Genomic DNA, 13,565 nt, shown 5'->3' with positions numbered 1-13,565 from the left:
GCTTGTCTTTAGATTCTTCGGTGGAGCGTGACGCGCAACCTATCCCCGCCAGGAGGTAATGAAGAATGGCAAGGGTTGTGGTGTTCGGCGCGAGCGGCAGGGTTGGCCAGTCCGTCGTCAACGAGGCGATCCGGCGCGGCCACAAGGTCACCGCGGTCGCCCGCGACGAGGCGAAGCTCAGCAAGCTGTCCAGGAAGGCCAATGCCGCTGTCGGTGACGCCACTTCGCGTGACTCGGTGCACAGCCTCGCGGACGGTGCCGACGCGGTCGTCGTGGCCGTCGCCGGCAACGACAAGAAGATCTGGGCGAACGCCGCCCGGACGATGATCGACGCGCTGAACAAGCAGGGCGACAGCGCGCCGCGTCTCATCCACGTCGGCCACGGCGGCACACTCGAGGACGGGCAGGGTGCCCGCATCCTCGACGACCCCGAGTTCGCGAACAACATGCGCAAGGACGCGCTCGGCCAGGCGGAGGCCCTCGACGTGCTGCGCGCCTCCAAGGGCGTGCGGTGGACCGTGGTCTGCCCGCCGCCGGTCCAGCTGGTGCAGGGCAAGCGCCGGGACACCTACCGCACCGGCACCGACCAGCCGGTCCAGGACAGCCGCGGCAACATGGCGATGTCGACGGACGACCTCGCGGTGGCCATCATCGACGAGATCGACAAGGCCAAGCACGTCAACCAGCGCTTCACCATCGGCTACTGACCCACCAGGCCGGCGGATGAACGGCGGCCAGCGGGGACGGGGTTTCGCGGAGTTTCTCCGTCTACCGCCGGCCGTCGACCTCCCCGAAGGTCCGCGCGGCGCGCGTCGTTGACACGCGCGCCGCGCGGATACCTTTTCTCATCGCTCGTCGGGTCATCCTGAATCACGGACAGCGACGTCCGTGAATCCCGCGATGACCCGAAAGTCCCACGCGGCGTCCGGACGCCGCCGCGGCTCGGTGCGCGCACACGTCGGCGCCGACGTCAGCGTCGACCACGGACGCGGACGTGGGCCGCACCGCCGCAGCCCCCGGAAGTCCGCTCAATGCCGAGCGGCTTCCGGGGGCTTCCTCACGTCGCCGGTCCGGGATCGGCAAGCATTGTGTCGAGGATCAGCGCGGTGTCATTCGGCGTAGTGCGCGGCGACACTATGGCGAACCGTGCGAGCGTCTCCCCGTCGTGCACGGTGGGCGTGACGAAAGCCAGCCCGTCGCGCAGCAGCCGGTCGGACCAGGCGTGGTACTGAGCCGGCGTCCAGCCGGGCCGCCGGAAGACCACGACGGAGAGCTCCGGCGCACCGACGAGCTCCAGCCAGGGCCTGGCCCTGATCTGGTCGACGCACACGGACGTAGTACGGAGCGCGCTCTCGACCGCCTCCGTATAGGCACGCGTGCCGTGTACCGCGAGCGAGAACCAGAAGGGCAACCCGCGGGCCCGCCGGGACAGCCCGACCGCGAAATCCGACGGGTTCCAGTCGCCCGAACCCAGAACGTCCAGGTAGCCGGCCTGCTGGGTGTGCGCGGCCCGGGCCAGCGCGGGCTCCCGGTAGATCAGCGCGCAGGCGTCGAACGGAGCGAACAGCCACTTGTGCGGGTCGACGATCAACGAGTCGGCCAGCTCGAGGCCGTCGAACCGGGCCCGTGCCGACGGTGCGGCTATCGCCGCGAGCCCGTACGCGCCGTCGACGTGCAGCCAGAGCCCGCGCTCGCCGGCGGCCTCGGCCAGCCCGCGCAGATCGTCTACCAGGCCGAACTGGGTACTTCCGGCCGTCGCGACGACGGCGAAGACGCCGGCCCGCCGGTCGGCCGCCAGACCGTCGACGGTCGCGGCGAGTGCCGCGCCGGTGAACCGTCCACCGTCGCCGGAGGGGGCGACGACGACGTCGACGTCCATCACCCGGGCCGCCTCGGCCAGCGAGGAGTGCGCCTCCTCGCCACAGACGAAGCTCCACCGGGCAGGCGGCACCGACGGGCCGTCCGCCGCCTCTGCCCGCGCCGAACAACGGGCGCGAGCCGTGTGCCGGGCCGCGACCAGCGCGGAGAGGTTCCCGACGGTGCCGCCCGGAACGAAGACGCCTCCGGCCGACGACGGCAGACCGGCGAGGTCCGCGAGCCAGCGCAGTGCCTGGTTCTCCGCGTAGACCGCTCCGGCGCCTTCCAGCCAGCTGCCGCCGTAGATGGACGAGGCGCCGACAACCAGGTCGAACAGCACCGCGGCCCTGGTCGGCGCCGCCGGGATGAACGACAGGTAGCGCGGATGATCGGTGGAGATGCAGGCTCGAGCCAGCACCTCGTCGAACACCCGCAGCGCCTCGGCGCCACCGAGACCATCCGGGGTGACCGTCTCGCCCGCGCGGGCGGCGAGCTCCGCCGGCGACAGCGGCGCGTCCAGCGGTGCCGGATCGAGCCGCAGGCGTTCCTGCGCGTAGGCGATGACCGCACTGGCCAGCTCGGCCGTCTGGTCGTCGTACCGGTGCACGGCGCGCCTTTTCATCCAACCGACGTCGGGCAGGCGCACGGAATTCCGCCGGACGCCGAAAGGCCCGTCGTCTCGCGCGTTCTCCCGAGGGCTGGCCGGCCGTCAGGTGGCCAAACGGCCCCTATCGGTCATCCACTCACCCATTTGAGTTCTGCTCCAGCGAAACCGTCCGGGAAACCGATCCCGGACGGTTCTCGCTCAGGCCTCCTGCTTGCCCTTGCGCTGACGAAGGAAGAACCCGCCGGTAGCGAGGGCGACCAGCAGCACGACGATGCCGACACGCTTCATGACAACCTCCGAAGAAGTACCTGTCGAAGACTCAGAACGGCGACAGTGAGCCGCCGTCGGCCGAACCGGGCGACGTCGTGACAGTTGTCGGTGGGAGGGCGTTCGACCGCGCGCCTCGGGGCACGTGGCCGGCGTCCTCGGCAGGGCTCCGACTGATTGTCACGGCGAGGTTTCCAACCGGCTGGGCCAGAGCATGCCACGCGCCGCCCGACGACGGTGCGGCGGCACCGGCACGTGCCCGGCTTGCCCCAAACATCCGGCGAGCCGCCACGCCCACGACCAGCGCCGATTCACGCCGCCCGAGCGGCGGTACGACCCGATGTCACCACCATCACACCGCTGCGGGACCCAGTTGGGCCGCCCGTTGCCTGGTTGTTCGACGTCCTTCGCCGGTTTGGGAGCCGACGGGCGCAGACCACCCGGCCCCCCGCCCCGAAGCGAGTCCAACCGTCCCCTCAGACGCGTTTCTCGGTCAGATTCGCCCGAACAGCGGGGCTGGCCAGCGACCTGTTCCAGGCTCCCGCGGTCGAAGATCGCGCGCGGCGAGGCAGCCCGTCTCACAGCGGCACCGACTACTCCGTACTGACCTGCACATTCACGCCTCGCGATCGTCATACTCGCGACGGCTGCGTTCGATGTCGGGGTCGTGTTCGACGGCCCACTCGGCCAAGGACAGGGCGGGTTCGATCAGCGTCCGGCCCATCGGCGTGAGCTCGTACTCCACCCGCGGCGGAACCTCCGCGAAGACGGTGCGGGAAATCAGGCCGTCCCGCTCCAGGTGCCGCAACGTCAGCGAGAGCATCCGCTGGGAGATCCCCGGGATGTGCTGCTGCAGCTGGGTGAAACGCAGACGTTGGTCATGCAGTGTCGCGACGATCAGTAGCGCCCACTTATCGCCGATCCGATCCAGGATCCGCCGGATGGCGCGCCCACCGTCGGCTCGGATGAGGCAGACCTTCTCGTACCGCGACACGACGGTCGCCTCCCGTTAGCTACGCACACGCGTGTTCCTTTTGTACCAATGGTCATAGTCACCCATCATGGGGTCACTTACAAGTCGTAACCATGAGGGGGGCGATCATGAAGGTCGGGTACTGGGTGGTCATCGCGCTGCTTGGAGCCTTCTACCTGTATGGGGGCGGGAAGAAGGTGACGCAGAGCAAGCAAAAGCTGGCGCCCATGATGGGCTGGGTTGACACGATCCCGATGTCGCTGGTCCGGGGCATCGGCGCTGTGGAGATCCTCGGCGTCGCCGGTCTCGTACTGCCGGCGGCGACGGGCATCGTGCCCATGCTCGCGCTGTGCGCGGCGATCGGATTCGTCGTCCTGCAGCTTCTGGCCGCGGGCCTGCACTTCTCCCGCGACGAGCGGAAGCAGACGGGCCTCAACGCCGTGCTGATCGTCCTGGCGGCCCTGGCGGTGTGGCTGGCAACGGCCTTCTGACGCAGCTCCGGCGCAGTAGCAGGCCCATCCGCCGGTCGGACGCGGTGCTCAATCAGATCAGTCAGGTCCATCTGCCGCTGCGTCCGACGCTTGATCGGCATGCCTCACGGACCCGAGGGCTACGGTCCGAGTGCGCCTGCCGTCCCACGGTCATATCTGGATCCCAGCCGCGCCACAGCCTCAGCACAGCCAGCCTCGTCATGGTGGCCGCCACGGATGGATCTGCACCATCCGACGACGCCCACCTAGGAGGATCATGGACGGCCGCAGGATTGCCAGCCTGACGCGACGATGGCGCGCCTCACGCGCGAAAGGCGGCCGCTGGCTGGCCGTCCCGGCCCTGGTGCTCGCGCTCGGCGCGTGCGGCTCCGGCGGGACCAGCACCGCGCAGGCAGGAAACGCGACCACCGCAGGCTCTTCGACCGGGGGCACCAGCGCCATGAGCGCCTACACCTCCTGCCTGGCCCAGAACGGCGTGACCCTGCCGACCCCGTCCGCCGGGCCGGGCGGCGGCACCGGACAGGGCGGCACGCCACCATCGGCGCAGGGCGGCACGCAACCGCAGGGCGCTCGCCCGTCGGGGTCGCCGCCCTCGGGGATGCCGAACGGTGGCCAGGGCGGGGGCGCGCCGGGCGGAGGCGGGCCGGGCGGGGCCCTGTCGACCGCGGCACCGGCCGGAGTCGACGCGCAGACCTGGGCCAAGGCCCGCACCGCGTGCGCCTCACTCGCCCCGACACCACCAGCGGCCGGCCAGACCGCGGCCCCCAGCGCGCAGCCAACGTCCTGATCCGGTGTGCCCACGGTCTGACCCACACGCGTGGGGACAGTCCCGCGACATGCGACGGGCCGCGCCCGGCGGTGAGAACCAGGTCAGCGGCCCGTTAGAGATCTTCCATCACGGATGATCAGAGCGGAGGACGGGGGATTCGAACCCCCGAGGGTGTGAACCCAACACGCTTTCCAAGCGTGCGCCCTAGGCCACTAGGCGAGTCCTCCGCCGACGAGACTACCGGATCGCGGGAGTAACTGGGCCAGCGGGCGACCACAGTCCAGCGGACCTCTCCCGGCAGATCTCTCGCGAGCGAAGCGAGGTCCGAGCGCCGCTGTCCTCGGGTAGCGAGGTCAGCGGCGGTCCGTGCGCGTCTCGCCGCTCGTTGATCGTCGTTTTCGCCCTCCGGTGGCTGTCGTTCTGCCTCGGTGACGACCACTGGGACCCTGCTGGCCTAGTCGGTAGAGCCTGGCCGCGCGTGACCTTGATCGCGGTTTTGGCCCTAATGGGGTGGTCATGGTGAGAGCGTTTCCATGACCACCCCAGGGCCAAGACGGCGATCATGACCGGCGCGGTGCCCGTAAGACGGGACTGGACGCCGCGCGCCGATCACCGGGACGCCTGGATCAGGCTCCAGTTCTACCTCGCGGTCGACCGCGGACGAGATCCGCGACCACCACGTATGGCAGAGCAGCCTAAAGGCCCGAACTAGCCAACAGCGACCGCTGGAGGGCGAAAAGGACGATCTAGGGACGACGGACCCGCCTGCGCGGGCCTCTGCCGGGCTACGGACAGCCGGAGGGCGAGGCGTTTGCCGGATTGCGGACGGCCGGAGGGCCCGGAGCGACCAGACGGCCCCGGCGTCAAGATCGGCGCTGGCGGGCTATGCTGCGTGGCAGACCCCTCGTACGGCGTCATCCTCGTGAACCTCCCCAGGGCCGGAAGGCAGCAAGGATAAGCGGGCTCTGGCGGGTGTGCGGGGGGTCCTCTCGTTGGCCCCCGCAGCCCGGAAGGTACGGCCGGTGCAGGCCTGCCTAGACTCGGCGCGGTGTTCGATTCGCCCGCTTCGTCCACCACGGCTGCCGGTGGCATCCAGCTGATGTTCCCGCTCAGCCCCGACGAGCTCGCGACAGCCGCTGCCTCGTGGATCCGTTCCCAAGCGCGGCGGATTCGCACCCTCGCGGCGGTGGTCGTGCCAGTAGCCGTGCTGCTGGTCGGTCTCCTGGCCGGACACACCCAGCTGATCCGCTGACCGAGACCGCGGGGCGACCCGAGCCGGTTGCCGCGGGAGACCCGGGAGACAGGGCTCGTAGTGGCCCGGACGGACGCCCGCGGCAGGAGGGGACAATGGGCACCGCTCGCGACGTAGGCGAGCTGGTTGGGCCAGCCGGGCAGACGGGCGGGGAGACGGGCCAGTGAGCACAGCGCTGTACAACCGGTACCGGCCCGCGACATTCAGCCAGGTCGTGGGCCAGGAGCACGTGACCTCCGCGCTCATGCAGGCGCTGCGGACCGGGCGGCTGCACCACGCCTACCTGTTCAGCGGCCCGCGTGGCTGCGGCAAGACGTCGTCGGCCCGGATCCTCGCCGCGTCGCTGAACTGCGAGCAGGGGCCGACCCCGGATCCATGTGGGGTCTGCGACCAGTGCGTGTCGATCCGCACCGGCTCGTCGATGGACGTCACCGAGATCGACGCCGCCTCGCACGGTCTCGTCGACGACGCCCGTGACCTGCGGGAGAGGGCCTTCTTCGCGCCCGCATCCGCCCGCTTCAAGATCTTCGTCGTTGACGAGGCGCACATGGTCACGGCGGCCGCGTTCAACGCGCTGCTCAAGGTCGTCGAGGAGCCGCCGTCCTACCTGAAGTTCGTCTTCGCCACCACCGAGCCGGACAAGGTGATCGCCACCATCCGGTCCCGCACGCACCACTACGCGTTCCGGTTGGTGCCGCCGGGAGTGCTGCGCGACCACCTGGCCTCGGTGGCCACGCAGGAGGGCGTCGACGTCGACCCGGCGGTGCTGCCGCTGGTGGTCCGGGCCGGCGCCGGCTCGGTGCGTGACTCGCTGTCGGTGCTCGACCAGCTGCTCGCCGGGGCCGGCTCGGACGGGCTGCGTTACGACCGCGCGGTCGCCCTGCTCGGTATGACCGACGGCGTGCTGCTGGACGAGACCGTCGACGCGCTGGCGGCTCGGGACGGCGCGACCCTGTTCACCGTCGTCGACAAGGTCGTCGGCTCGGGGCACGACCCACGTCGGTTCACCGCCGACCTGCTCGACCGGATGCGCGACCTCATCATGATCAAGGCGGTGCCGGACGCGGTCGAGCGGGGACTGCTGGACGCCTTCTCCGCCGACCAGATCGAGCGGATGAAGGCGCAGGCCGGCCGGGTCGGTCCGGCCGAGCTGTCCCGGACCGCGGACGTGCTGCACGCCGGTCTCGCGGAGATGCGTGGGACGGCCAGCCCGCGGCTGTTGCTGGAGCTGGTCGTCGCACGGGCGCTCCTGCCCGCCGCAGCCGCGGCGGATCCGGCCGCCCTGCTGACCAGGCTGGAACGGTTGGAGCGCGGCCTCGCCGCCGGCCCGCCGCCGGCAGCCGCCGCGGGGCGGGCCGGGGCCGTCGCCCCGCTCGCCCCCGCCGGGCCAGGTGCCCCGGACGCGCCGCTCGCCCCCGCGAGGCCGACTGCCCCCGCCGCCGAGCCTGCCGGGGCGCCCCGGCAGGAGACGTCGCGGGCGCAGCCCCCGGCAGCCGCGCCTGGACCGCCGGCCGGCTCGACACCCGCGCCCGCCGCCCAGCAGTCCAACGGCTGGAGCGGCGGCCCGAGCACTCCGCCCGGCCCGCCTCCCGCAGCGCCCCAGACACCAGCCCCCCAGACACCGACCCACCAGGCCGTTGCCCCGTCTGCGCCCGCCCAGCCGGCCCCTGCCGCGGCGGGCGGCGAAGGCGGCGAGGCGGCCACGGTGCGGGCCGTGTGGGACCAGGTGCTCGCGGCGACCCGGCGACGTAAGCAGACGACGTTTGCCCTGCTCACCGAGTACGCCAGCGTCCTGGACGCCCGCGGCGGCGAGTTGTTCCTCGCCTTCTCGGCGCCGCGGATCGCGCAGATGTTCGGTCAGGGCTCCCACATCGACGTGCTCTGCGAGGCGCTCGCCGAACAGCTCGGCGGCGGCTGGCGGGTGACGATCGGGGAGCCCGGGGGCGGCCGGCCCGCCGGCGGCCCCCGCGGCGGGCCGACCCGGCCGCCGGCCGCACCATCCGGCGGTGGCTTCCCGTCGGCGTCTGGGGGCCGGCCCAACCCGACCCCGCCGCCGAACGCCACCCCCCGTCCGCCGGCCGGATTCACTCCAGCCACGCCCGGTGGAGGTCTTGCCTCCCAGGCCTCAGACGGCTTCGCCGCCGCCGCCTCGCTGGGCGGCGGTGCGTCGGCGGCACCGGGCGCCTACGGCAGCGCCATCGGCCCGGGCGGCGGTGCGGCGATCCCGTCGACTTCCGGCCCCGCCGTCGCGACCGCTGTCCGCGGGCCACTCGGTCCGAGCCTGGACGCGACCGCCGGCAGCCCGCAGCCCCAGGTCACGCCTGGTGCGGGCCACCCGGGGATCGGAACGTCCGCCTACGCCGACCAGGCCGGCGCCGGCCTGGTGGCCACGCCCTCCGCCGTCCCGCTCGGCGGCAACCTGGGCGGCCCCGCACCCGCGGTCGCCGGCACGACCGCGGTGGTCGCCGCGCCGAGCGCGCCCGACGAGCCCTCGCTGGACGACGAGGACGCCCCCGCCCACGCGGGCTCGACGCTCTCGGGTGAGGCCGCCGCCATGGAGCTCCTGCGGGTCGGTCTAGGCGCCACCGTCATGGAGCAGCGCGGCGCCAGCTGAACGTGTCGTACCCGGGACGTAGGCTCATGGTCATGTCGAGCCCAGGCGAGCCGTTCGGAAACACCTGGCCTGCTGGAAATTCGGGGCCTGCCGGAAATTCGGGCCCTGCTGGGAATCCAGGGCCGGCCGGCGGGCTGGGCGACGGGATCGGCGGCTTCGGCGCGATCTTCGAGCAGGCACAGAAGATGCAGGCCGCGATGGTCGCCGCGCAGCGCGAGCTCGCCGAGGCCCGGGTCGACGGCAGCGCCGGCGGCGGCCTCGTGACGGCGACGGTCAACGGCGGCGGTGAGCTGGTCGCGTTGACGATCAGCCCGAAGGCGGTCGACCCCGAGGACACCGAGACGCTGGCCGACCTGGTGCTGGCCGCCGTCCGGGACGCGACGACGAACGCCCACAAGCTGGCCGAGGAGAAGATGGCCGGCGTGACCGGCGGCCTCGGCGGCATGCTCGGCGGGGGGCTGCCTGGCCTGCCCGGCGGGATCCCCGGGCTCGGCGGCTGAGTGACGACCAGGCGTTGGACGACGGCGCCGACGGCGCGGGAACGGTAAGGCACACGTGTACGAAGGCGTCGTCCAGGACCTGATCGATGAGCTCGGAGCGCTGCCCGGGATCGGCCCGAAGAGCGCGCAGCGCATCGCGTTCCACATCCTCGCGGCGGATCCGGCCGACGTCCGGCGGCTGGCCAAGGCGCTGCTCGAGGTGAAGGAGAAGGTCCAGTTCTGCCGGATCTGCTTCAACGTGGCCCAGGCCGAGCTGTGCCGGATCTGCTCTGACCCGCGCCGCGACACCACGGTGATCTGCGTCGTCGAGGAGTCGAAGGACGTCGTCGCGGTCGAGCGCACCCGGGAGTTCCGCGGCCGGTATCACGTGCTCGGCGGGGCGATCAACCCGATCGGCGGGGTCGGCCCGGACGACCTGCACATCCGTGAGCTGATCGCGCGGCTGGCGGATGGCACCGTCACGGAGCTGATCCTCGCGACCGACCCGAACACCGAGGGCGAGGTCACCGCGAGCTACCTGGCCCGCCAGATCGGCCCGATGGGCCTGACTGTGAGCCGGCTGGCCAGCGGTCTGCCGATGGGCGGCGACCTGGAGTGGGCCGACGAGGTCACCCTGGGGCGCGCCTTCGAGGGCCGCCGCGTCGTCGCCGGCTAGTCGGCCCGGCGCCGCTGGCAGTCATGATCGCTGTTTCGGCCCTCCGGCGGTCGTGACCGGGCCCGTTTTGTAGCCATCAGAGGGCGAAAACAGCGATCTGGCGACGGGCCGACCTTGGCGATCGCCGTCCTGGACAGTCCGGCGCGGTCGGCGAGGACCCGGGTCAGAAGCCGAGGATGGGCGCGTAGGTCGAGCTGGGCAGGGACGCGAGGGTCGCGAGGACGACGCTGACGTCGAGCTCGTCGGCGCCGGGTTCGAAGTGGCCCAGCATGCCGCGGGTCAGGTAGACCGGGCGGTCGCCGCGGCTGACCCGGACGCCGAAGACGCCGGTCGCCCGTAGCCACCAGACCCGGTCGCCGGCGCGGATGCGGACCTGCCGGTTACCCCGGCGCAGGCCGGTCGTCGCCCTGGTCAGGCGGCCTGCTTCGGCCGGCGGACGTGCCGGCTGGTCGAGACTTCCGACGATGTCCCGGTCCGGGGCGCGTACCACCAGCCGGGCCGGGGAGCCCGCCAGCTCGATCAGTGGGCTCTCCCGCGAGACCTCGGAGTCGGCCGGCCACACCGTCGCCGGCCACACCCCCTCGCCGGCCAGCACGCGGGCACCGAGCCGGCCGGCCGCCGGGTGGCCAGGCGGCAGGAGCGCACCGACAACGGAGCCCACCCCGTCGAGCTGCCAGGCGACCGAGACGACCGCGCCGGCAGGCAGACCCGCCGGCCCGTGCTCGCCGCGGGCCAGACCGTCGGCGCAGCGCAGGGGCAACATCCGCACCCGCCGGGCCGGGGTCGCCTCGTCGCCGGACAGCGCGGGAGCGAGGCACGCCCCACGCGGGCCCGGCGCACCGGCGAGGCGCCGTAACCCGGCGGAGAGCTGGCCCAGCGTCAGGGGGCGGGGTTCCCCGCCGGTCAGACTGACCATGTGCCTGGCGCCTCCTTCGGCCGTCACCGGCGCGGACACGGGGGCCTCCCCCCAGTGGTCCGGCCGCACGGTCCTAGCCGACGCACGCTCCGTCGGACCGGGTCGACAGTCTGCCATCCGCCCCTTACAGAATGCAATACCTGCTATGTCGGCGGCAGGTTCTGGCCTAAGACGGCCATCCGAGCTCCTCGATCCGCGAACTCGGAATGACGATCTCGACCCGCGGGCACAAGCCCCACCCCGGTGGTCGTCCGCGAAGGGACGAGTGGCAGCGTGGAGTGCGCGGCCACGCGGAGCCGTCACGTCAGGAGCGGGACCAGATGATCATCAGTTCGCACGTCGGGGCGGGCGCCTTCGTCGGCATGGCCGTCCGCCGGCCGGGCGCGGCGCTCGCCGCCGGCTTCCTGTCGCACCTCGTGATGGACGCGCTGCCGCACTGGGGCCTCGGGCCGAACACCGAGGACGAGTGGATGCCGATCGCGAAGGTGGACGGCATCGCGGGGCTGTCCGCGATGGCGCTGCTCACGGCGTCGGCGCCGGCCGACGTCCGGCTGGCCGTGTTGGCCGGGATGACCGGCGCCTGCCTGCCGGACACGGACAAGGTCGGCCGGTTCTTCTTCGGCCAGAGCCCCTGGCCGGCCAAGTTCGACCGGTTCCACGAGCTGATCCAGAACGAGGCCCGCCACCGCCTGCCCCGCGAGGTCGTCACCGCCGCGGCGCTGACCGCCCTGGGCACGGCGGCGCTCCGAGTCTGGAAGGCGCGCGCCGCGCGACTGGCCCCCAGCGACCTGGAGCCCACCGAGGCGCTGGCCGCGGCCTGACCGCGACCGCGGGTCAGCTTTCCGGGTCGGGGAAAAGCACGGCGGCGCCGGTGACCCGGTCGGCCGCGAGGTCGGTCAGCGCCTGGTCGGCGGCGGCCAGCGGGTAGGGCGCGACCGTGACCGCCAGTCGGTGCCGGGCCGCGATCTCCAGGAACTCACGGCCGTCGGCCCGCGTGTTGGCCGTCGTGCTGCGCACCGAGCGCTCCTGGAACAGCTGGCGCTGATAGTTGAGCGTCGGGACGTCGGAGAGGTGGATCCCGGCGATCGAGAGCGTTCCACCCCGGTCGAGCGCCTCCAGCGCGACGGGCACCAGCTCCCCCACCGGGGCGAACAGCACCGCGGCGTCCAGTGGCTCCGGCGGGGCGTCGTAGGCGCCGGTCACCGACGCGGCGCCCAGCTCGGTCGCGAGCCGCTGAGCGTCCGCGGACCGGGTCATCACGTGCACCGTCGCCCCCTCGGCGAGCGCCACCTGCGCGGCGAGGTGGGCGGACGCGCCGAACCCATAGATCCCCAACCTGCCGCCCGGCGGCAACTGGGCCCGGCGAAGCGCGCGGTAGCCGACGATCCCGGCGCACAGCAGCGGGGCCAGCTCGCCGTCGCCGTAGCCGATGGGCAGCCGGTACGCATAGGCGGCGCTCACGACGGCGTACTCGGCGTAACCACCATCGACGTCCCACCCGGTGTAGGTGGACGCCGGGCAGAGGTTCTCGTCGCCTCGACGGCAGTACCGGCAGCTCCCGTCGGTCCCGGCCAGCCAGGCGACGCCGAGCCGGCCGTCCGGACCGAGGCCGGGCCACAGCGCTTGCGCGTCGACCCCCGGCCCTACGGCATCGAGCCGGCCGACGACCTCGTGGCCCGGGATGGTGAACGGCCGGTGCGGTGCCAGATCCCCCTCGGCCAGATGCAGGTCGGTCCGGCAGACCCCACAGGCCAACACCCGCACCCGCACCTGGCCCGGCCCCGGCTCGGGCACCGGCACCTCAACCCGCCGCAACGGCCCAGCCGCCGCCGGCCCCGGGGTCGCCACCTGCCACCCGGTCATCACGGGCCCCGCCGTCATGCCCTCAGGCTCCCACCACAAGCGAAAGGGTGCCCGCCATCAGGCAGGCACCCCTCACTCAGAAAGACCTGGTGCTAGACGTTCACGCCGTAGTCGCGGGCGAGGCCGGCCAGGTCGTTGTGGCCCTGGCCGACGGCCCGGAACTTCCACTCGGCGCCGTTGCGGTAGACCTCGCCGAAGATGACGACCGTCTCGGTCGAGTAGTCCTCGGACAGGTCGTAGCGGACCAGCTCGGTGCCGGTCTGGTCGGCGACCCGGATGTAGGCGTTGCGGACCTGGCCGAAGTTCTGCGCCCGGTTCACGGCGTCGTAGATGGACACCGGAATCACGATCTTGGTGATGTCGGCCGGGACGCTGGCCAGGGTGATGACGATGGACTCGTCGTCGCCCTCGCCCTCCCCGGTCCGGTTGTCGCCGGACAGCACGATCGCGTCCTCCGGCGACTTCAGGTTGTTGAAGAAGACGAAGTGCCCGTCGGAGAACACCTTGTTGCTCTCGTTGACGCCGATCGCCGAGGCGTCGAGGTCGAACTCGGTTCCGGTGGTCGTGCGGGCATCCCAGCCCAGACCGACGGTCAGCGAGGTGAGTGCCCCGGTGCCGGCCTCCGCCGCGGTCTTCGTCAGGCTGACGTTGCCGCCCTTGGCGAGACTGATGGCCATTTTGACGTCCTTCCTGGCCGATCCCCACAAACGTCGCCGGCCATGACGAGAAGCAGCTACTGGGCAGTAGATGAGTACTAGGCAGTGGCGAACACTCTGGCACAGCCAGTCGGGCGACCCGTGT

13 protein-coding genes, 1 tRNA gene and 1 other RNA gene are annotated in these 13,565 nt (G+C 72.2%); 9 read left to right on the top strand and 6 right to left on the bottom strand.

Features of this window, described 5'->3' with window-relative positions; all coding sequences use genetic code 11:
* Positions 1 to 65: 65 nt before the first annotated feature.
* On the top strand, positions 66 to 707 hold the full coding sequence (locus I6A60_RS24380) for an NAD(P)-dependent oxidoreductase (protein ID WP_203025239.1): 642 nt from the start codon (positions 66 to 68) through the stop codon (positions 705 to 707).
* Positions 708 to 1,057: 350 nt separating this feature from the next.
* Here I6A60_RS24380 and I6A60_RS24375 read toward each other — a convergent pair whose 3' ends face one another.
* Both I6A60_RS24375 and I6A60_RS24370 read right to left on the bottom strand, forming a co-directional pair.
* A complete protein-coding gene (locus I6A60_RS24375) occupies positions 1,058 to 2,479 on the bottom strand; it encodes a pyridoxal-dependent decarboxylase (RefSeq protein ID WP_238436134.1) in 1,422 nt (473 codons plus the stop codon).
* Between the two features lie 868 nt (positions 2,480 to 3,347).
* Entirely contained in the window at positions 3,348 to 3,725 is a 378-nt protein-coding gene (locus I6A60_RS24370) for a helix-turn-helix domain-containing protein (RefSeq protein WP_307873842.1), read from the bottom strand.
* Between the two features lie 107 nt (positions 3,726 to 3,832).
* Between I6A60_RS24370 and I6A60_RS24365 the strand changes: the two genes are divergently transcribed.
* Both I6A60_RS24365 and I6A60_RS24360 read left to right on the top strand, forming a co-directional pair.
* Positions 3,833 to 4,195, top strand: coding sequence for a DoxX family protein (locus tag I6A60_RS24365; RefSeq protein WP_374113463.1), 363 nt, complete (start codon positions 3,833 to 3,835; stop codon positions 4,193 to 4,195).
* A gap of 256 nt (positions 4,196 to 4,451) precedes the next feature.
* On the top strand, positions 4,452 to 4,982 hold the full coding sequence (locus I6A60_RS24360; RefSeq protein ID WP_203025241.1) for a hypothetical protein: 531 nt from the start codon (positions 4,452 to 4,454) through the stop codon (positions 4,980 to 4,982).
* A 124-nt stretch (positions 4,983 to 5,106) separates the two neighbouring features.
* Here the strand turns inward: I6A60_RS24360 and I6A60_RS24355 are convergent.
* Positions 5,107 to 5,191 (bottom strand) — tRNA-Ser (locus I6A60_RS24355).
* 668 nt (positions 5,192 to 5,859) lie between these two features.
* Here I6A60_RS24355 and ffs point away from each other — a divergent pair.
* The 5 genes from ffs (at position 5,860) to recR (ending at position 9,985) form a co-directional block, all read left to right on the top strand.
* Positions 5,860 to 5,956, top strand: an RNA gene (gene ffs, locus I6A60_RS24350) — signal recognition particle sRNA small type.
* A 56-nt stretch (positions 5,957 to 6,012) separates the two neighbouring features.
* Positions 6,013 to 6,216: a hypothetical protein gene (locus I6A60_RS24345; RefSeq protein ID WP_203025242.1), complete on the top strand. Its 204-nt coding sequence runs from the start codon at positions 6,013 to 6,015 to the stop codon at positions 6,214 to 6,216.
* 163 nt (positions 6,217 to 6,379) lie between these two features.
* Complete coding sequence (locus tag I6A60_RS24340; protein WP_203055700.1) at positions 6,380 to 8,830, top strand: DNA polymerase III subunit gamma and tau; 2,451 nt, start codon at positions 6,380 to 6,382, stop codon at positions 8,828 to 8,830.
* Positions 8,831 to 8,856: 26 nt separating this feature from the next.
* Positions 8,857 to 9,330, top strand: coding sequence for a YbaB/EbfC family nucleoid-associated protein (locus I6A60_RS24335; RefSeq protein WP_238436133.1), 474 nt, complete (start codon positions 8,857 to 8,859; stop codon positions 9,328 to 9,330).
* 55 nt (positions 9,331 to 9,385) lie between these two features.
* Positions 9,386 to 9,985, top strand: a complete 600-nt coding sequence (gene recR / locus I6A60_RS24330) for a recombination mediator RecR (protein WP_203020671.1) — start codon at positions 9,386 to 9,388, stop codon at positions 9,983 to 9,985.
* A 163-nt stretch (positions 9,986 to 10,148) separates the two neighbouring features.
* On the opposite strand, the gene I6A60_RS24325 is transcribed toward recR, so the two are convergent.
* Complete coding sequence (locus tag I6A60_RS24325) at positions 10,149 to 10,901, bottom strand: hypothetical protein (protein ID WP_238436132.1); 753 nt, start codon at positions 10,899 to 10,901, stop codon at positions 10,149 to 10,151.
* A 320-nt stretch (positions 10,902 to 11,221) separates the two neighbouring features.
* Here I6A60_RS24325 and I6A60_RS24320 point away from each other — a divergent pair, with 320 nt between their 5' ends.
* A complete protein-coding gene (locus I6A60_RS24320; RefSeq protein WP_203020675.1) occupies positions 11,222 to 11,722 on the top strand; it encodes a hypothetical protein in 501 nt (166 codons plus the stop codon).
* A gap of 13 nt (positions 11,723 to 11,735) precedes the next feature.
* Here the strand turns inward: I6A60_RS24320 and I6A60_RS24315 are convergent, their stop codons facing one another.
* Together I6A60_RS24315 and I6A60_RS24310 are read right to left on the bottom strand one after the other, a co-directional pair.
* Positions 11,736 to 12,764, bottom strand: a complete 1,029-nt coding sequence (locus I6A60_RS24315; protein ID WP_203020703.1) for a zinc-dependent alcohol dehydrogenase family protein — start codon at positions 12,762 to 12,764, stop codon at positions 11,736 to 11,738.
* 92 nt (positions 12,765 to 12,856) lie between these two features.
* Entirely contained in the window at positions 12,857 to 13,441 is a 585-nt protein-coding gene (locus I6A60_RS24310) for a TerD family protein (RefSeq protein WP_203020677.1), read from the bottom strand.
* Positions 13,442 to 13,565 lie beyond the last annotated feature (124 nt).

The sequence above is a fragment of the Frankia sp. AgB1.9 genome (genome assembly GCF_016786355.1).
Classification (GTDB): domain Bacteria; phylum Actinomycetota; class Actinomycetes; order Frankiales; family Frankiaceae; genus Pseudofrankia.
Note: the sequence above shows the minus strand (reverse complement) of the source record. Positions and strands in the feature narration are given on the sequence as shown.